The following is a 19,243-nucleotide window of genomic DNA, read 5'->3' as shown; positions in this document are numbered from 1 at the left end:
ATAAAAAATCCCCGGCAGATCACTCTGACCGGAGTTTTTTTGCCGGAAATATCGGCAGGGAAACTTTATTCTCCTGCGTGATCCAGATCGAGGACAATGGGCGGGTTATAAGGCTCATAACGCTCGGTACACGAGCTGGCGTTGAGCAGCGGCGTACCGCCCCGCTGGTACACCCCGTAACCCTCATGGATATGGCCGAAAATGACTGCTTTCAGGCGTAGCTCATCGATCCGCTCCAGAAGATCCCGGCAACCCACATTATGGCTGCCCAGGCCCAGATCAACCGTATCGCCATATCCCAGCGGTGGTCCGTGGGTAACGAGCACATCCGTATTCTCTGGAATGAGAGCCCACACATCATGCAACGGCTGCCCTCGGTCCAGCATGAAGGCCCAGTCCATAAAAGCCGGCGTCCAGGGCGAACCCCAGAACCGGACGCCTTCAATTTCGACACCGTTGTCTTCCAGATAGATAGCATTGCTCAACGCCTTCCGGGCCAACTCGGGGGTGTCCTGAAACGCCCAGTCATGGTTGCCGGCAATGACGATCTTGTGGCGGTGAGGCAAGGCCCCCAGCCAGTTATTGAGGTCTTCAACGTTATTCAGCGTGCCTTGGCCAAGGCTGTCTCCCGCATGAATCAGTACATCTCCATCCGGGATGTCCGGGATGTCCCAATGCAGGCTGTGGGTATCGGATACGCACACGAGCTTCATCTTTGTCCCTTGGCTGGGTCAACAATTTACATTGTGCAGCGGCTACATCGGACGGCGATAAGCGGATCATATTACGTTGTCCCCCCAGAATGACGCCGAGCGGGAACATACCCAGGCTTGGCTCTCAGTAGCCTCAAATAAAAGGCCCGATAAAAACGCTATCGGGCCTCTCTCTTCTCGCACGAGTCAGCCGCTGGCTGAGCCCTTGACCTACTACTGTAGATAGAAATCACACATCCAGGTTGGATACCGCCAACGCGTTGCGCTCGATGAACTCGCGGCGTGGTTCCACGTGGTCACCCATCAGCGTGTTGAAGATCTGATCAGCAGCGATGGCGTCGTCGATGCTGACCTGCAGCATACGACGATTTTCCGGATCCATGGTGGTTTCCCACAGCTGATCGGCGTTCATTTCACCCAGCCCCTTATAGCGCTGGATGGTATGCCGACGTGCCGTTTCGTTCATCATCCATTCCATGCCTTCCTTGAAGAACCTGATCGGCTTCTTCTTCTCGCCACGCTGCATATAAGCGCCGTCTTCCAGCAAGCTTTGCAGCTTCTCACCCAGGTCGGCCATGCTGCGGTAGTCATTACTGGCGAACAGATCGCGGTTGAAGGTGATGTAGCTGGTCTGCCCATGGGAAATGGTTTCCACCTCAGGCAGCCACAGCTGGCGCTCCCTGTCCTCACGCAAACTGATCTCGTATTCCTGACCCGAGCGTTCACCACTTTTTACCAATTTTGCAAAAGAAATCAACCAGTTAGCCATAAACTCGCGATCACCAAGATGTTCCTGGGTCAGGCGTGGCAGGTAGATGAAGTGTTCCATCAGTTCCTGCGGGTACAGACGGCCGAGCCGGTTCAGCGTCTTCATGACACCACGGTATTCATTTACCAGACGTTCCAGGCCCTCGCCGGTAATCCCGGGCGCGTGCTCATTTACGTACAGGTAGGAATCTTCGAGGGCGGATTGGGTAAGGTAGTCTTGGAGAGCCTCGTCGTCCTTGAGGTACTGCTCCTGCTTTCCTCGCTTGATCTTGTACAGCGGCGGCTGCGCAATGTAGATGTAGCCTTTCTCGATCAGTTCCGGCATCTGACGGAAGAAGAAGGTCAGCAACAGCGTACGAATATGCGCGCCGTCCACATCGGCATCGGTCATGATGATGATGTTATGGTAGCGCAGCTTCTCGATGTTGAATTCGTCACGGCCAATACCGCAACCCAGCGCGGTAATCAGCGTACCGACCTCCTGGGAGGACAACATGCGGTCGAAACGCGCCTTTTCCACGTTGAGAATCTTGCCCTTGAGCGGCAGGATGGCTTGGGTCTTGCGGTTGCGGCCCTGTTTGGCTGAGCCACCCGCAGAATCTCCTTCCACAATGTAGAGTTCGGAAAGAGCGGGATCTTTCTCCTGGCAGTCAGCCAGTTTGCCCGGCAACCCGGCAATATCCAGAGCGCCTTTTCGGCGGGTCATTTCACGGGCTTTACGTGCGGCTTCTCGGGCACGCGCGGCATCGATCATCTTACCGACGACTGCTTTGGCCTCGCCGGGCTTTTCCAAGAGGTAATCGCTGAAGCATTTGTTCATTTCCTGCTCTACGGCCGTTTTCACTTCCGAAGAAACCAGTTTGTCTTTGGTCTGGGAAGAGAACTTCGGATCCGGAACCTTCACAGAAACAATGGCAGTCAGACCTTCCCGGGCATCATCACCGGAAGTGCTGACCTTCATCTTTTTCAGCAGGCCTTCCTGTTCGATGTAACTGTTCAATGTGCGAGTCAGTGCACTGCGAAAGCCGACAAGGTGAGTACCGCCATCCCGTTGCGGGATATTGTTGGTAAAACACAGCAGGCTTTCGTTGAAGCTGTCATTCCACTGCATCGCGACTTCAACTGCAATGCCGTCATCCCGCTGGATATCAAAATGAAATACCGAGTTGATGGTGGACTTATTGACGTTGAGGTATTCAACAAAGGCCCGCAAGCCGCCTTCGTACTTGAACAGCTCCTGCTTTCCGCTACGCTCGTCAATCAGATGAATACCCACACCCGAGTTGAGGAAAGACAGTTCGCGCAGACGCTTGGCGAGCACATCCCAGCTGAAGCTGATGCTGGTGAAGGTTTCCGCAGAGGGCTTGAAATGAATCTGTGTACCGGACTCATCGGTATCACCTACCGGCGCCAGAGGCGCCTGAGGGACGCCATGGTGATAAGTCTGCTCCCAGACCTTACCGGCGCGGCGAATAGTCATCACCAGCTCCTCCGAGAGGGCGTTGACCACGGAAACCCCTACGCCGTGCAGACCACCGGAAACCTTGTAGCTGTTATCGTCGAACTTCCCGCCAGCGTGCAGTACCGTCATGATCACTTCGGCGGCGGAAACCCCTTCTTCGTGGATATCCACCGGAATACCGCGACCATCATCCCTTACGGTAATGGATTCATCGGTATGAATGGTGATGCTGATATCAGCACAGTGTCCAGCCAATGCCTCGTCGATGGAGTTATCGACTACTTCAAATACCATGTGGTGCAGACCGGTTCCGTCATCCGTATCACCGATATACATTCCGGGGCGTTTACGCACCGCATCAAGGCCCTTGAGTACCTTGATACTTGATGAATCGTAAGCTCTTTCTTCGGTCATTTTATAATCACTCCCAGACGTCATACGGTCTGCACAATGCGTCCATGTTCCACGTGGAACATCGACAATGGTGTATCGTTTTGCCAACAATCCTGCATTTGTTGCGCCTCCACGCAGCTGATAAAAACCTGACATTGCAGATCTTCCAGCAAGCTGGACAACGCCTTTCGGTGTTTCTCGTCCAATTCGGACGGCAAGTCATCCACAAGAAATACGCAACTCTGTGCGGCGCCCATTTCTTGCAACAAATAACCTTGGGCGATCTTCATTGCGCATACCACCAACTTCTGCTGGCCCCGGGACAAGATATCAACCGCATTCATCCCTTTGATACGCAAACGCAAATCTGCCCGCTGCGGGCCTGACTGTGTATATCCCAATTGCGCATCGCGCTCGAACTGATCATCCAACACCTGGTTCAAAGAGCGCTCTTTATCCCAACCCCGATAATAACTAAGGGTGAGATCGTCGAGCAGCACGAGTCGACCCAGTATATTTTCAAACACCGGCTTCAATTTCAGCAGGTAAGCTTGCCTGAATTCGTCGATACGCTCGCCAGCCGCTATGAGTTCTGATTCCCAAGGCACCAGCATCGAACGTTGTATTCTACCACGACGGAGCAAGCTATTACGCTGTTTGAGGCTTTTTTGCAAACGCTGCCACACAGGAAGAAATTGATGTTCCACGTGGAACACTCCCCAATCCAAATACTGCCGTCGCTGTTTCGGTGCTCCTTCCAATAATCGAAAGCTGTCCGGGTTGATCAGCTGCAGGGGTAGAGTTTCCGCCAACTGGGCGGCGCTGCGTATCGTCTGGCCATCAATACGTATCTGATAGTCAGCCTGTTTACTGCGGGTAATGCCTATGGAACAAGCGGTCCCGTTCTTAAGCACTGCTTCGGCAAACACGGTGCAGGCATCCTCACCGTGTTGGATAACCGGTTGCAGTCGAGTACTTCGAAAGGAGCGAGCCAGCCCGAGAATATGGATGGCTTCCAGCAGACTGGTTTTGCCACTGCCGTTGGAGCCAGAAATGATATTGATGCGGGGGGAGGGGTGAAGTGTCACCGGGTGCAGATTGCGCACCGCGGTGACGGAGAGTCGCTTGAGCGGCATGCGGCTCAGAGACGCATGGGCATGACGACGTAGAGGCTGTCGTCCGATTCGGATTCCTGAATCAGCGCACTGCTATTGGCATCGGACAGAATTATCTTGATCTGTTCATTGCTCAACACATTCATGACATCCAGCAAATAGCTGACGTTGAAGCCAACTTCCAGCGGTGCGCCAGAATAATCAACTACCGCATCTTCTTCTGCTTCTTCCTGCTCGGGGTTATTAGCCTGAATTTTCAGCAGCGAATCACTGAGCATCAGGCGGATGCCTCGGTATTTTTCGTTGGACAGAATGGCGGTACGGCTGAATGCATTGCGCAAGGATTGACGATCAGCCAGGACGATCTTGTCACCGCCACGGGGCAACACCCGCTCGTAATCCGGGAATTTGCCGTCAACCAGCTTGGAGGTAAAGGTGAAATCACCTGTAGTAGCGCGGATGTGATGGGTGCCCAGAACGATATTGATCAGATCGTCAGCCTCACCCAATAGTCGGGCAAGCTCCAGGATCCCCTTGCGCGGCACGATCAGCTGATACTTTTCCTGGTAATCGATATTGGCATCGACAGTACACATTGCCATGCGGTGACCGTCTGTAGCGACTGCGCGCAGTTGGCCATTATTGATTTCCAGAAGCATGCCGTTGAGGTAATAGCGTACGTCCTGCTGCGCCATGGCAAAGCCGGTTCGCTCAATCAAACGCCGCAGCTTGCTCTGACTGACGGCAAAACTCATTGCACCTTCCCCGTCTTCCACATTCGGGAAGTCGGCAGCGGGCAGTGTGGTCAGAGTGAAACGACTGCGGCCGGCCTTGACGATAGCCTTGCCTTCTTCCACCCGGAAATTGATCGTGGAATCCTCTGGCAACGACTTGCAGATATCCATCAATTTACGGGCCGGGACGGTAATCTCGCCTGGCTCAGCCTGTTCTTCCAGCGGAATCCGCCCGATCAATTCGACTTCAAGATCAGTGCCGGTCAGCGACAGCGTGTTGCCATCAACTATCACAAGAACATTGGACAGCACCGGCAACGTCTGCCGGCGTTCAACGACACCAGCCACCAGTTGCAGTGGCTTCAACAGGGCTTCGCGTTGGATGGTAAATTGCATTGTCTTCCTTCGACCTCGTGCAGGTTGGCTGTTTGCTGGGCACTCAGACTCAGGTGGTCAGTGTCCGTAGCAGATTCTTGTAATCTTCGCGGATATCCGCATCTATTTCACGTAATTCTGCGATCTTTCGTGTGGCATGGAGCACAGTTGTGTGATCTCGTCCGCCAAAGGCGTCACCGATCTCCGGCAAACTGTGGTTGGTCAGCTCCTTGGACAGCGCCATGGCGACCTGACGCGGGCGAGCTACCGAGCGCGAACGCCGCTTCGACAGGATATCCGCTATCTTGATTTTGTAATATTCGGCCACGGTGCGCTGAATATTGTCGATACTCACCAGCTTGTCCTGCAAGGCAAGCAGATCCTTGAGTGACTCGCGGATCAGTTCGATAGTGATATCGCGGCCCATAAAGTGAGCGCTGGCAATGACCCGCTTGAGTGCACCTTCAAGTTCACGGACATTGGAGCGGATCCGTTGGGCGATGAAGAAGGCCGCATCGTGGGGCAGATCGATCCGCGATTGCTCGGCCTTCTTCATCAGAATAGCCACCCGCGTCTCCAGCTCTGGCGGTTCGACCGCAACGGTAAGTCCCCAGCCGAAACGGGATTTGAGCCGCTCTTCCAGCCCATCAATCTCTTTCGGGTAACGGTCGCTGGTAAGAATCACCTGCTGACCACCTTCAAGCAAGGCATTGAAAGTATGGAAGAATTCTTCCTGTGATCGCTCTTTCTTGGCGAAAAACTGAATGTCATCAATCAGCAGCGCATCAACCGAACGGTAATAACGCTTGAAATCATTGATGGCATTCATCTGCAACGCCTTAACCATGTCGGCGACAAAGCGTTCGGAATGTAGATATACAATCTTGGCGGCAGGGTTCTTCTTCAGCAGGTGGTTGCCGACGGCATGCATCAAGTGCGTCTTACCAAGACCGACGCCGCCATATAGGAACAGGGGGTTATAACCATGCCGCGGGTTATCGGCCACTTGCCAGGCGGCAGCCCGAGCCAGCTGGTTTGATTTACCCTCAACGAAATTTTCAAAGGTAAAGCTGCGATTCAGATAACTGGTGTGCTTGACCACCGTATTATTAGCCTGGTCGGCACGTTGCGGCGGACGGGGATCTTCCTCGGCGCGCTTGTCATAAGGACTCGGCTCGGGTTGAAACCCTTGCGTGGTGGCCTGCGCCCGGGGAACGGCAGGCGGCGGATTTTGCTCCACCGGCTCGGTACGCGTTGGCGCTCTCGCCGGTGCAGTTTGCGCTGGAGCAACAGCGGGGCTGCTGCGTCGACTGCCGATTAACAGTGAGACCAGGGGAGCCTGGCCCTGAGATAGATCATCAAGCAATTCCTGAATACGGTTCAGGTATTTGTCGTTGACCCAATCCAGCACAAATCGGTTCGGAGCGTACAAGCGCAGTTCGTCTGGATCCCCTTCCACTTGAAGCGGACGAATCCAGGTATTGAACTGCTGGGATGGAAGCTCATCACGCAAAAAATCTATGCATTGCTGCCAGAGTACAACGGACACTGAATTCCCCCGACTCCAAGCCTGAGCGGCTCGAGTTGTTGATAAAAACCTTCCCCGAAGCAGCACTCGTCAGCCCCGGGGAAACACCCGTCATTCTAGCCTTTCCCCCCTTACTTATCCACATCACAGATAGGATCGCCCGAGGCTCTTGCGCCTGAATTACGTTGCATTTATCAGCGCTCGTCCTTGTAAAACCGGCAGCATGAGCCTTGTGGACAAGGTCTGTATCAGTCTGTTGGCAAACGGGAGTGAAAACAGGGGATAAATCCCCCTGTGGATATCAAGACCTGTTATCCACAGGGGCTGCACAATGGATGATGCCCTCTGTGAACAATTTACTCACCGAGTTGTGCTCTCGGCAATCGAGCGGCCTATCTGGCGTGGGCCCCCTTATCCACAGAAAATCCCTTCCTCATTAAGATCTACATACATAATCTTTTAAAAATCTTTTCTTTGTATTGTTATTTATCTACCTACTGAGAATTCAAATTGACCTGAGCCCGCTTCTTCTCTAGAATTCCCGATCCCTTGAAAGGGCTTAGCGGCTCTGTCGTGAATTACTCAGGTATCTGAAGATGAAAAGAACTTTCCAACCCAGCGTTTTGAAGCGCAAACGTAACCACGGTTTCCGTGCCCGTATGGCTACCAAGAACGGTCGTGCCGTTCTGGCTCGTCGTCGTGCCAAAGGCCGTCATCAGCTGTCAGCTTAAGATCGGTATTGCAGGTGGATCTCGGATTCAGTCCTGAACAACGGCTATTGACGCCTGCACAGTTCAAGAATGTATTCGATGGAGCCACCTGTAAGGCCTCAGGTCCCAATATTCTGTTGCTGTCCCGGCATAACAGCCAGACACATGCACGATTGGGACTGGTCATTGCCAAGAAAAATGTCCGGCATGCGGTCGATCGCAACAAGATCAAACGCATCGCCCGTGAATCCTTCAGACACCATCGTGCTGAGCTGGATCACTTGGATATTGTCGTCCTGGCCCGCAAGGGTCTGGGCGAGCTTGACAATGCCGCACTGCATAGCCTGTTTCAGGATATGTGGCGACGGTTGAACAAGGCCGCTGACAAGTACAATCGCTCCCGCAATTCCGGATCCCCATCATCCAATGCGTAGTATCGCGCTCGGACTGATCAAGGTTTACCGTTACGCCATCAGCCCAATGATGGCCAGTCATTGTCGTTTCTATCCGTCCTGTTCCTGCTACGCCCAGGAAGCCATCGAACATCATGGTTTTCTCAAGGGCAGTCTGCTCAGCGCACGACGCCTGTCTCGCTGTCATCCCTGGAATCCAGGTGGATATGATCCAGTACCCCTTCAGAACAATCGTTCTTCTCAGATGGCCAAATAAACCATGAACATGCAACGAAACATCCTGATAGCTGCCTTGCTCGTGATTACCTATCTCATGGTTCTGCAGTGGAACAATGATTATGGTCAGGGTGAGCCACTACCGGCCAGCGAAACCGAGCTGTCGGCTGGCAATGGTGATTTGCCGACCCTGCAGACGAACGATAATAGCGCTGAAGGCGATGTGCCTCAGGCTGTGGAGCCCGATGCGGGTGATATCCCCACCACGTCGGTGCAGACTGCAGCTGCTACCTCCGATCTGATCCGTGTGCAGACCGATACGTTGCACCTGAGTATCAACCCGCTGGGTGGTGATATCGTTTCCCTGTCGCTTCCAGACTATCCGATGCGCAAGGATCGTCCGGATCTGCCATTCCAACTGCTGGAGCAGACCAACAACCGCACCTATATCGCGCAAAGCGGACTCGCCGGACGCAATGGTCCCGATGCTCGCGCCAACGGCCGGCCGCTGTATTCTGTCGAGCAGACCAGCTACCAGATGGAAGAAGGCAGCGATACTCTGACCGTCGATCTGCGCTTCAGCGAAGCCAACGTCAACTACATCAAGCGCTTCACCTTTACTCGCGGTGAGTATCTGGTCGATGTCGATTATCTGATCGACAACCAGAGTGATTCCGCCTGGACCGGCAGCCTGTTCGGTCAGATCAAGCGTGACCAGAGCGGTGATCCATCCAGCTCGAGCGCCACGGGCATGGCCACCTTCCTGGGCGCTGCCTACTGGAATGCCGATAACGAATATACCAAGCTCAAGTTCAGCAAACTGGATGACAACCGACTGAAGGAAACCGTCAACGGTGGTTGGATTGCCTGGCTGCAGCACTATTTTGTCAGTGCATGGATACCCAACGCCGAGCAGCAGCACGTCTATCAGACGCGTAAGGATAGCCAGGGTAATTACATTGTCGGTTTTGTCAGCCCTGCAGTGAATGTATCTGCCGGTGAACAGGCCAGTATCAGCGCCAATTTCTACGCCGGGCCCAAAATTCAGGATCGTCTGAAGGAAATCTCTCCCGGCCTGGAGCTGACTGTGGATTACGGCTTCCTCTGGTGGATAGCCCAACCACTGTTCTGGGTGTTGAGTCTGATTCACAGCGTGGTGGGTAACTGGGGTTGGAGCATCATCCTGCTCACCGTACTGATCAAGCTGGTATTCTTCCCGCTGTCGGCTACCAGTTACCGCTCCATGGCCAACATGCGCCGGGTCGCCCCGAAACTGCAGGCCTTGCGCGAGCAGTACGGTGATGATCGTCAGAAAATGTCCCAGGGCATGATGGAGCTGTACAAGAAGGAGAAGATCAATCCACTGGGCGGCTGTCTGCCGATCCTGGTGCAGATGCCGGTATTCATCGCGCTGTACTGGACGCTGATGGAAAGTGTCGAGATGCGCCAGGCTGAATGGCTGGGTTGGATCACTGACCTGTCTCTGAAGGATCCCTTCTTCATTCTGCCGATTCTGATGGGCGTGAGCATGTTCATCCAGCAGCAGCTCAACCCGACTCCGCCGGATCCGATGCAGGCCAAGGTGATGAAGATGCTGCCGATCATCTTCACCTTCTTCTTCCTGTGGTTCCCAGCCGGTCTGGTACTGTACTGGGTGGTCAACAACGTCCTGTCGATCGCACAACAGTGGTACATTACCCGGCAGATCGAACGGGCCGCGGCAAACGACTGATCGCCGCTACCAAGCCAGACGCAAACGCCCCGATTTCGGGGCGTTTTGCCATCCATCTTCCGCCGTACAGGAACGGATCATGAGCCGCAGTTACCACGCCGACACCATTGCCGCCATTGCCACCGCCCCAGGTCAGGGCGGCGTGGGAATTGTCCGGATCTCCGGCCCGGACGCCCTGCCGATCGCCAGACAGATCTGCCGCTTTGAACCCAGACCGCGACATGCCCATTACGGGGCGTTCTGGGATCAGGACGAGTCCCTGGATCAAGGGCTCACACTGTATTTTCCGGGCCCCCACTCGTTCACCGGTGAAGACGTATTGGAACTGCACGGGCATGGCGGCCCGGTGGTAATGGATATGCTGCTCAAGTCCTGTCTCACTCTCGGTGCGCGCCCGGCTCGCCCGGGCGAATTCAGCGAGCGCGCCTTTCTCAACGATAAACTGGACCTGGCCCAGGCCGAGGCCATCGCCGATCTGATCGAAGCCAGCTCTGAACAGGCAGCACGCAATGCCGTGCAATCACTGCAGGGTGCCTTCTCCCAACGCGTCCATGCACTGACCGAAGCCTTGATCAACCTGCGCATCTACGTCGAAGCTGCGATTGATTTTCCCGAAGAGGAAATCGATTTTCTGGCCGATGGGCATGTCCTCAGTCAGCTGCAGGCCGTACAGCAACAGCTGGCTCAGGTGCGCCGGGAGGCCGGACAGGGGGCGCTGCTGCGCGACGGTATGACCGTGGTCATCGCCGGGCGTCCGAACGCCGGAAAGTCCAGCCTGCTGAACGCGCTGGCCGGTCGTGACAGCGCTATCGTTACCGATATTGCCGGTACCACGCGGGACATTCTGCGTGAACATATCCACATCGACGGCATGCCGCTGCATATCATCGACACAGCTGGGCTGCGGGATACCGATGATGTGGTGGAAAAAATCGGCGTGGAACGGGCCATGGCTGCCATTGCCGAAGCTGACCGTATCCTGTTGATGATCGACGCAACTCAACCCGAAGCCGGCAACCCGGAACAACTCTGGCCGGAGTTTCTGCAAAAGAAACCCGACCCCGCCAAGGTCACTCTGATCTACAACAAAGTGGATATCAGTGGTGAAACAACCGGTCTGGAAGCAGCCGAAGATGGAAGCGTCAGTCTGCGTCTCAGTGCCCGCAGTGGCGAGGGTATCAATCTGTTACGCGAACACCTCAAAACCTGCATGGGCTTCGAGCAGACTGCAGAGAGCCTGTTCAGCGCCCGCCGCCGACACTTGGACGCCCTGGAAGAAGCCGGGGAGTATTTGCAGCATGGCTACCAGCAACTGACCCTGGCCGGTGCCGGTGAGCTACTGGCGGAGGATCTGCGCATGGCACAACAGACGTTGGGCAGTATCACCGGTGAGTTCAGCGCAGATGATCTGTTGGGACGGATTTTTTCGAGTTTCTGTATCGGCAAGTAAAAACACGCAGTCATTCGCAATGAATGGCTGCCATTCATCTTCCTTCCTTTACTGAATCTGTTTCTGGATTATCAATTCCTTGCTGAAAGTCTCCGCAAGCTCCGTCTTCGCGTTAGTTTAGCGGCACATTTTCGCCAGTAAGCCCTGTGTACAACTTACCTGAGCCCTACCTATAACCCTGTGTGTAACCAGAGGCCAAACCTGCCTGTGGATAACCGGCTGGCTTATACACAGGATGTACCTCCATCCCGACACCGCCTGTGCCCAAGCAGCGCACAGGCTTGTGCTTTCTTCAAAATACTGAATTTATTGGTATTTTTTCACTTACCCACAGAAAAATGCTTCACCATATACAGCATTAACATAAAGGTTTTTAAATATTCTCTATCTTTAATCTATTAACAGATCGGCTGAGTGAGTGGCTCATGGGCGCTGTTCAAAAAATGTTCAGTCAGGGCTGTAATTTTTCTGCCCTGCCCCTATAATCAGCCCCTTTTCCCGACGCCCGGCTCAGCTCCGGACAACGAGGTGTACGTTGGATTTCCCAGATCGTTTTGACGTGATTGTGATAGGTGGCGGCCATGCCGGTACCGAGGCTGCCTTGGCGGCTGCCCGCATGGGCGTGAAAACTCTGCTGCTCAGTCACAACGTCGAGACCCTGGGGCAGATGAGCTGCAACCCGGCCATCGGTGGGATTGGCAAGAGCCACCTGGTCAAGGAAATCGATGCCCTCGGTGGCGCCATGGCCAAGGCAACCGACCGCGCCGGCATTCAGTTTCGGGTGCTCAACGGGCGCAAGGGCCCTGCCGTTCGGGCAACCCGTGCCCAGGCTGACCGCGTGCTGTACAAAGCGGCGATTCGCCACGCGCTGGAAAACCAGCCGAATCTGTGGATATTCCAGCAAGCTTGCGATGATCTTATCGTTGAACAGGATCAGGTACGCGGCGTTGTGACCCAGATGGGCCTGCGCTTCTTCGCAGATAACGTGGTGTTGACCGCTGGTACCTTCCTCGGTGGTGTTATTCACATTGGCTTGGATAACCATTCCGGCGGACGCGCTGGTGATCCCCCCGCCATCGCCCTGGCCCACCGTCTGCGGGAATTGCCGTTACGAGTTGATCGGTTGAAAACCGGCACGCCACCGCGCATCGACGGGCGTACCGTGGATTTTTCCAAGATGACCGCACAGCCGGGCGATACGCCGATCCCGGTAATGTCCTTCACCGGCAGTGCAGAGGAGCATCCCGAGCAGGTCAACTGCTGGATCACCCATACCAACGAGCGTACCCACGAGATCATCCGCAACAATCTCGATCGCTCGCCGATGTTTACCGGAGTCATCGAGGGCGTGGGGCCACGCTACTGCCCGTCGATCGAAGACAAGATCCATCGCTTCGCCGACAAGGATTCGCATCAGGTTTTCATCGAGCCCGAAGGCCTGACCACTCATGAGCTGTACCCCAACGGCATTTCCACTTCCTTGCCGTTTGACGTGCAGTTGCAGGTGGTGCAGTCGATTCGCGGCATGGAGAATGCGCACATCCTGCGTCCCGGTTACGCGATCGAATACGATTATTTCAACCCACAGGACCTGAAATACTCGCTGGAAACCAAGGTGATCGGCGGATTGTTCTTCGCTGGGCAGATCAACGGAACCACGGGTTACGAAGAGGCCGGTGCTCAGGGTCTGCTCGCTGGACTGAACGCAGCGCGTCGCGCCCAGGGGCTGGACAGCTGGTGCCCGCGTCGCGACGAAGCTTACATCGGTGTATTGGTCGATGATCTGATCACCATGGGCACCCGTGAGCCTTATCGCATGTTCACCTCGCGCGCGGAATATCGACTGGTATTGCGCGAAGACAATGCCGATCTGCGTCTGACCGAAAAAGGCCGTGAATTGGGGCTGGTGGACGATGCCCGCTGGGCTGTGTTCAGCGCCAAGCGCGAAGCCATCGAAGCAGAACATCAGCGCCTTCGTTCCACCTGGGTACAACCGGGCAGTGACATCGGCAAGGTATTTGCCGAGCATTTCAAGACGCCGCTGACCCACGAGTACAGTCTGCTGGATCTGCTGCGCAGACCGGAAGTCGATTATCAGACGCTGACGCAGATCACCGGTGTGGTGGATATCCCGGTCGACGCTGCCGAACAGGTGGAAATTCACACCAAGTACGCAGGCTACATCGAGCGACAGCAGGACGAGATCAACAAGTTGCGTCAGCATGAACAAACCCTGCTGCCGGCTGATCTGGATTACGCTGCGCTGAGCGGCCTGTCTAAGGAAATCAGTCAGAAGCTGGCGAGCATTCGTCCCCAGACTCTCGGTCAGGCATCACGTATCCCCGGGGTAACCCCGGCTGCCGTGAGTCTGTTGCTGGTACATCTGAAAAAGCGCAATGCACTGAACGACGGTAAATTGGCCCAGGAGGCATAAGCGGTATGGTTGATCACGCCAGGCAACTGGTCAGCGGTGCAGAACAGCTGGGTCTGACATTGACCGAACAGCAGGTAGCCCAGCTGCTGAACTACCTGACATTGCTGAACAAGTGGAACAAGGCGTACAACCTGACTGCTGTACGCAACCCGGATGAAATGGTCAGCCGTCATCTGCTCGACAGTCTGAGTGTGCTGCCCTTCGTCACCGGACCCCGCTGGCTGGATGTGGGCAGTGGTGGCGGTATGCCCGGAGCTATCCTCGCGATCATGCTGCCCGACAGCGACTTCACGCTGCTCGACAGCAACGGCAAGAAGACCCGTTTTCTGACCCAGGTCAAGCTGGAGCTGGGACTCCACAATCTGCAGGTGGTCAACAGCCGAGTAGAAGCCTTTACCCCGGCCGAACCTTTTGACGGTATAGTGTCCCGAGCATTCAGTTCGCTGGCGGATTTCACCGGACTGACCCGACACCTGAGTACCCCGGATACCAACTGGTTGGCGATGAAAGGCCTGTATCCGGATGCAGAACTGCAGGGGATGCCGGATGACTTCTGCGTGCTGCGAAGCGAAGAATTACTGGTACCCGGTTGTCAGGCCAGCCGCCATCTGCTGATACTGCGACGCACGGCATAAGATTCAAACCCGAGAGGAGATCGTAGTGGGCAAGGTACTGGCAATTGCCAACCAGAAAGGCGGCGTCGGCAAAACGACCACCACGGTGAATCTGGCTGCGTCTCTGGCGGCAACCAAACGCAAGGTGCTGTTGATCGATCTCGATCCTCAGGGCAATGCGACCATGGGCAGCGGTATCGACAAGTCGCAGCTGGACAATTCAGTCTATGAGTTGCTCACCGAGCGCTGCACTCTGGATCAGGCCTTGCACCAATCCGAACATGGCGGCTACGACCTGCTCCCGGCCAACGCCGACCTGACTGCCGCCGAAGTCGAATTGCTGGATTTCAAGATGAAGGAAAGTCGGCTGCGCGATGCACTGACCAATTTGCGCGATAAATACGATTTCATTCTCATTGATTGCCCGCCTTCGCTGAACATGCTGACGATCAATGGCTTGGTCGCTGCGGACGGCGTGATCATCCCCATGCAATGCGAATATTATGCGCTGGAAGGGTTGTCGGCACTGGTCAACACCATTCAGCGCGTCAGCGCGGTGCTCAACCCGGCGCTGCAGATCGAGGGGTTGCTGCGTACCATGTATGACCCGCGCAACAGCTTGACCCGTGAAGTGTCCGAGCAGCTGAGCAGTCATTTCGGTGACCAGTTGTACCAGACCGTCATTCCGCGCAACGTTCGGCTGGCCGAAGCGCCCAGTTACGGCATGCCGGTGCTGACCTATGACAAGCAGTCGCGCGGTGCTGTCGCCTATCTCGCACTGGCCGGAGAACTGGTCAGACGCACGCGCAAGGCAGCCAAACAGGCTGCCGCTGTAAACGATTAACCGGAAAAAGGACAGAACAGGCATGGCGGTCAAGAAGCGCGGCTTGGGACGGGGACTGGATGCACTGCTGGGGCAGGCCAGCCCCAACGATAAGACCGAAGGCAGTGAAGATCAGCAGCTGCGTGACCTGCCGATTGACCTTATTCAACGTGGAAAATATCAGCCGCGACGTGATATGGACCCCCAGGCGCTGGAAGAACTGGCTCAGTCAATCAAGGCCCAGGGCGTCATGCAGCCGATCGTGGTGCGCCCGATCGCTGGCGACCGTTATGAAATCATCGCCGGTGAACGGCGCTGGCGTGCTACGCAACAGGCCGGGTTGAATAGTATTCCAGCAGTGATCCGCGATGTGCCCGATGAAGCCGCCATTGCCATGGCGCTGATCGAGAACATCCAGCGCGAAGACCTCAATCCGATTGAAGAAGCCATCGCTCTGCAGCGCCTGCAACAGGAGTTCGAACTGACTCAGCAGCAGGTGGCTGATGCGGTGGGCAAATCCCGGGTGACCATCACCAACCTGCTGCGCCTGATGTCGCTGCACGACGAGGTCAAGCTGTTGCTCGAGCGCGGCGATATCGAAATGGGGCATGCCCGGGCGCTGCTCGGCCTGGCGGCGGAGCAGCAGATCGAAGCCGCAAGACAGGTGGTTGCACGGGGCTTGACCGTGCGTCAGACCGAGGCACTGGTTCGTCAATGGCTGAGTCCGCGTTCGGATTCCGGAAGTCAGCGCAGCAATCCGGATATAGACAGATTGCAACAGGATCTTGCTGAACGCATTGGCGCGGAAGTGAAAATACAGCACGGCGCCAAAGGCAAAGGGCGGCTGGTCATCAGTTACAACTCTCTGGATGAACTCGACGGCGTGTTGATGCACATTAAGTAACAACTGCGACATTGCGGCGCGCCCCGGAAATCAATAGTTGCGGTTGAATCGCCCGACTAATGCACATATACTCCTCGCGCTATTTTGGCTAGGTAAAAACAGCTGGCCAAGCAGTAAAAATACGCGGTTGAAGCTGCAAGGTCTCATCGAGAAGGTCGGAATGGACGCAAGAACGCCCAACAAATCCCCCCTTTATCGGACGCCTGCCTTCCCGGTGCTTTTACTGCAGCTGATAACGACTCTGGTAGTGGCAATAACCCTGTGGTTTTTCCGGGGCTGGATAGCCGGCTACTCAGGTCTGTTGGGCGGATTGGTCGCTTTTTTGCCCAACAGCTATTTCGCCTTTCGGGTGTACCGCTACAGCGGAGCCCGTTCGGCCCGCGCCATCGTCGGAGAACTGTACTCCGGCGAGGCAGGCAAACTGATACTGACAGCCGTACTGTTCATAGCAGTCTGGCTTGGAGTGAAACCGCTGGAGGTCGCTGCTGTATTCATCGGCTACCTGGTGGTGCTGGCTGTGGGAGCCAGCGCACTTCTTATCGTCAAAAGCTTTCCAAAGCATTAGTTCTGAGGCAGATATGGCAACCACATCAGCTGAATACATTCAGCACCATTTGCAGAACCTGACCTTCGGTAAACTACCGGCAGGTTATGAGCGGGCTGACGGCAGCATCGTCAACGAAGCGACCTGGACAATGGCCAGGACCGGCACTGAAGCCGCCGACATGGGATTCATGGCACTACACCTCGATACCCTGGGGTGGGCCGTGTTCATGGGCCTCATCTTTATCGGTCTGTTCCGCTATGTCGCTACCCGCGCCACTGTGGATACCCCCGGCCGTCTGCAGAATTTCGTTGAAATCATCGTGGAATTTGTCCAGGGCATCGTCAAGGACACCTTCCATGGTCGCAACCCGCTGATCGCGCCCCTGGCTCTGACCATCTTTGTCTGGGTGTTCCTGATGAACTCCCTGAAGTGGATTCCGGTGGACTACATCCCGGGTCTGGGCATGGCGCTGGGGCTGGATTACTTCAAGATCGTCCCCACGACCGACCCCAACGCTACATTCGGCATCTCCATCGCCGTCTTTGCGCTGATTATCTACTACAGCATCAAGATCAAGGGTGTAGGTGGTTTCACCAAGGAGCTGACGCTGACCCCGTTCAACCACTGGGCGCTGATTCCCTTCAACCTGTTTCTTGAGGTTCTCGGTCTGTTGACCAAGCCGCTGAGTCTGGCACTGCGTCTGTTCGGCAACATGTACGCCGGTGAAGTCGTGTTCATCCTGATTGCATTGCTGCCCTTCTACGTGCAATGGGCGCTGAACGTGCCGTGGGCCATCTTCCACATTCTGGTAATTCCGCTGCAGGCCTTCATCTTCATGGTGTTGACTGTGGTATATCTGAGCGCTGCTCATGAGGATCATTAAGCAGCCGGAACCTTGTTCAACCAACGATAAACTTGAACGTCAACTTTGAACTCTAGGAGTATTTATGGAACTCGTTATCATCGCTGCCTCTATCATGATCGGTCTGGGCGCTCTGGGTACCGGTATCGGCTTCGCCATCCTCGGTGGCAAGCTGCTGGAATCCACTGCACGCCAGCCTGAGCTGGGCCCGCAGCTGCAAACCAAGACCTTCCTGATGGCTGGTCTGCTCGACGCCGTTCCGATGATCGGTGTTGGTATCGCGATGTACCTGATCTTCGTTGTTGCCCCTGGTGTTGCCGGTTAATTTTTGACTGGTAACGATGAACGGCAGGGCGCAGGTCCTGCCGTATCAATGTTATCCCCAGGACTCAACGAAATAGCACGAGGTGAATCGCTGTGAATATTAATCTGACGCTGTTCGGTCAAACGATTGCCTTCGCTATTTTTGTCTGGTTTACCATGAAGTTCGTATGGCCGCCGATTACTCACGCCATGCAGGAACGCCAGAAAAAAATCGCCGAAGGCCTGGATGCGGCTGGCCGCGCCCAGCGCGACCTGGGCCTCGCCCAGGAAAAAGCTTCCCAGACCCTGCGTGAGACCAAGGAGCAGTCTGCTCAGATCATCGAGCAGGCCAACAAGAGTGCCACCCTCATCGTCGAGGAAGCTCGCGAGCAGGCACGTTCCGAAGGTGATCGTCTGATTGCAGCTGCCAAAGCTGAAATCGAGCAGGAAGTAAACCGCGCCAAGGATCAACTTCGCGCCCAGGTCGCCGTACTGGCCATCAAGGGTGCCGAGCAGGTTCTGGAGTCCGAAGTGGATTCCGCGGCCCACAGTGAGCTGGTCAACAAACTGGCCTCACAACTCTAAGAGAGGCGAGCATGGCTACTATCACTACGCTAGCTCGGCCTTACGCAAAAGCGGCTTTCGAGTTTGCTTCTTCTGCCAATACGCTGGATGCCTGGTCAGGCATGCTGGCATTGGCAGCAGCGGCAGTCTCCGATCCGGCTTTTGCCCAGAGGCTGCGTAACCCCGGTTTGACCTGGGAGCGCAAGGCCGACGATCTGCTCATGGTGTGCGACGGTCAGGTCGACCAGGCGTTCGGCAACTTTGTCCGGACCCTGGCTGACAACGATCGTCTGTCCCTGATTCCAGTAGTCGCCGAGCTCTTTGAGCAATACAAGGCGGAACACGATCGCAGTATCACAGTAGAGGTGCAATCGGCCTTCGAACTGACTGACGATCAACAGAAAACGCTGGCAACCGCTTTAACCAAGCGGTTAGACCGCACAGTAACTCCTCATGTGACCATCAACCCGGCCCTTATTGGCGGTGTGTTGATTCGTGCGGGTGACCTGGTCATCGACGGTTCGGTCCGCGGCAAGCTTGAAAAGCTGGCCGAGGCGTTGAAATCCTGATTTGAGGGACATGG

General features: G+C 55.5%; 19 protein-coding genes. 14 read left to right on the top strand and 5 right to left on the bottom strand.

Annotated elements, in window-relative coordinates; all coding sequences use genetic code 11:
• Positions 1 to 65: 65 nt before the first annotated feature.
• The 5 genes from BLU11_RS16750 to dnaA all read right to left on the bottom strand — a co-directional run bounded on the left by BLU11_RS16750 (position 66) and on the right by dnaA (position 7,109).
• Entirely contained in the window at positions 66 to 713 is a 648-nt protein-coding gene (locus BLU11_RS16750; protein WP_090275368.1) for a metallophosphatase domain-containing protein, read from the bottom strand.
• A 229-nt stretch (positions 714 to 942) separates the two neighbouring features.
• Complete coding sequence (gene gyrB / locus BLU11_RS16745) at positions 943 to 3,357, bottom strand: DNA topoisomerase (ATP-hydrolyzing) subunit B (RefSeq protein ID WP_090275366.1); 2,415 nt, start codon at positions 3,355 to 3,357, stop codon at positions 943 to 945.
• Between the two features lie 20 nt (positions 3,358 to 3,377).
• Positions 3,378 to 4,472, bottom strand: a complete 1,095-nt coding sequence (gene recF / locus BLU11_RS16740) for a DNA replication/repair protein RecF (protein ID WP_090275364.1) — start codon at positions 4,470 to 4,472, stop codon at positions 3,378 to 3,380.
• Between the two features lie 5 nt (positions 4,473 to 4,477).
• Entirely contained in the window at positions 4,478 to 5,581 is a 1,104-nt protein-coding gene (gene dnaN / locus BLU11_RS16735) for a DNA polymerase III subunit beta (RefSeq protein ID WP_090275362.1), read from the bottom strand.
• A gap of 49 nt (positions 5,582 to 5,630) precedes the next feature.
• Positions 5,631 to 7,109, bottom strand: a complete 1,479-nt coding sequence (dnaA, locus tag BLU11_RS16730; protein ID WP_090275360.1) for a chromosomal replication initiator protein DnaA — start codon at positions 7,107 to 7,109, stop codon at positions 5,631 to 5,633.
• Positions 7,110 to 7,684: 575 nt separating this feature from the next.
• Here dnaA and rpmH point away from each other — a divergent pair.
• From rpmH to BLU11_RS16660, 14 genes are all read left to right on the top strand, one after another.
• Entirely contained in the window at positions 7,685 to 7,819 is a 135-nt protein-coding gene (gene rpmH, locus BLU11_RS16725; RefSeq protein ID WP_090275358.1) for a 50S ribosomal protein L34, read from the top strand.
• 14 nt (positions 7,820 to 7,833) lie between these two features.
• Entirely contained in the window at positions 7,834 to 8,232 is a 399-nt protein-coding gene (gene rnpA / locus BLU11_RS16720; protein WP_090276620.1) for a ribonuclease P protein component, read from the top strand.
• Positions 8,225 to 8,467, top strand: coding sequence for a membrane protein insertion efficiency factor YidD (yidD, locus tag BLU11_RS16715; protein ID WP_090275357.1), 243 nt, complete (start codon positions 8,225 to 8,227; stop codon positions 8,465 to 8,467). The genes rnpA and yidD overlap by 8 nt, the downstream gene beginning before the upstream one ends.
• Positions 8,468 to 8,470: 3 nt before the next feature.
• On the top strand, positions 8,471 to 10,159 hold the full coding sequence (gene yidC / locus BLU11_RS16710; RefSeq protein WP_090275355.1) for a membrane protein insertase YidC: 1,689 nt from the start codon (positions 8,471 to 8,473) through the stop codon (positions 10,157 to 10,159).
• 79 nt (positions 10,160 to 10,238) lie between these two features.
• Positions 10,239 to 11,609, top strand: a complete 1,371-nt coding sequence (gene mnmE, locus BLU11_RS16705) for a tRNA uridine-5-carboxymethylaminomethyl(34) synthesis GTPase MnmE (RefSeq protein WP_090275353.1) — start codon at positions 10,239 to 10,241, stop codon at positions 11,607 to 11,609.
• A 535-nt stretch (positions 11,610 to 12,144) separates the two neighbouring features.
• Positions 12,145 to 14,043: a tRNA uridine-5-carboxymethylaminomethyl(34) synthesis enzyme MnmG gene (gene mnmG / locus BLU11_RS16700; RefSeq protein ID WP_090275351.1), complete on the top strand. Its 1,899-nt coding sequence runs from the start codon at positions 12,145 to 12,147 to the stop codon at positions 14,041 to 14,043.
• Positions 14,040 to 14,678 carry a 16S rRNA (guanine(527)-N(7))-methyltransferase RsmG gene (rsmG, locus tag BLU11_RS16695; protein ID WP_172828720.1) on the top strand — a complete coding sequence of 213 codons (639 nt, stop codon included), beginning with the start codon at positions 14,040 to 14,042 and terminating at the stop codon, positions 14,676 to 14,678. Before mnmG ends, rsmG begins: the two co-directional genes overlap by 4 nt.
• A gap of 25 nt (positions 14,679 to 14,703) precedes the next feature.
• Entirely contained in the window at positions 14,704 to 15,501 is a 798-nt protein-coding gene (locus tag BLU11_RS16690) for a ParA family protein (RefSeq protein ID WP_090275347.1), read from the top strand.
• 22 nt (positions 15,502 to 15,523) lie between these two features.
• Positions 15,524 to 16,384 carry a ParB/RepB/Spo0J family partition protein gene (locus tag BLU11_RS16685; protein WP_090275345.1) on the top strand — a complete coding sequence of 287 codons (861 nt, stop codon included), beginning with the start codon at positions 15,524 to 15,526 and terminating at the stop codon, positions 16,382 to 16,384.
• Positions 16,385 to 16,421: 37 nt separating this feature from the next.
• Positions 16,422 to 16,949 carry a F0F1 ATP synthase subunit I gene (locus BLU11_RS16680; protein ID WP_331456685.1) on the top strand — a complete coding sequence of 176 codons (528 nt, stop codon included), beginning with the start codon at positions 16,422 to 16,424 and terminating at the stop codon, positions 16,947 to 16,949.
• Positions 16,950 to 16,962: 13 nt separating this feature from the next.
• Positions 16,963 to 17,814: a F0F1 ATP synthase subunit A gene (gene atpB, locus BLU11_RS16675; RefSeq protein WP_090275342.1), complete on the top strand. Its 852-nt coding sequence runs from the start codon at positions 16,963 to 16,965 to the stop codon at positions 17,812 to 17,814.
• A 64-nt stretch (positions 17,815 to 17,878) separates the two neighbouring features.
• A complete protein-coding gene (atpE, locus tag BLU11_RS16670; RefSeq protein ID WP_036991621.1) occupies positions 17,879 to 18,118 on the top strand; it encodes a F0F1 ATP synthase subunit C in 240 nt (79 codons plus the stop codon).
• Positions 18,119 to 18,210: 92 nt separating this feature from the next.
• Positions 18,211 to 18,681 carry a F0F1 ATP synthase subunit B gene (locus BLU11_RS16665; RefSeq protein WP_090275339.1) on the top strand — a complete coding sequence of 157 codons (471 nt, stop codon included), beginning with the start codon at positions 18,211 to 18,213 and terminating at the stop codon, positions 18,679 to 18,681.
• Between the two features lie 11 nt (positions 18,682 to 18,692).
• Positions 18,693 to 19,229 (top strand): F0F1 ATP synthase subunit delta, encoded by a 537-nt coding sequence (locus tag BLU11_RS16660; protein ID WP_090275337.1) that lies wholly within the window; start codon positions 18,693 to 18,695, stop codon positions 19,227 to 19,229.
• Positions 19,230 to 19,243: the final 14 nt, after the last annotated feature.

This window comes from Halopseudomonas litoralis, assembly GCF_900105005.1.
GTDB classification, from domain to species: domain Bacteria; phylum Pseudomonadota; class Gammaproteobacteria; order Pseudomonadales; family Pseudomonadaceae; genus Halopseudomonas; species Halopseudomonas litoralis.
The sequence above is the reverse complement of the archived record's forward strand: the minus strand, read 5'-3'. Positions and strand labels throughout refer to the sequence as shown.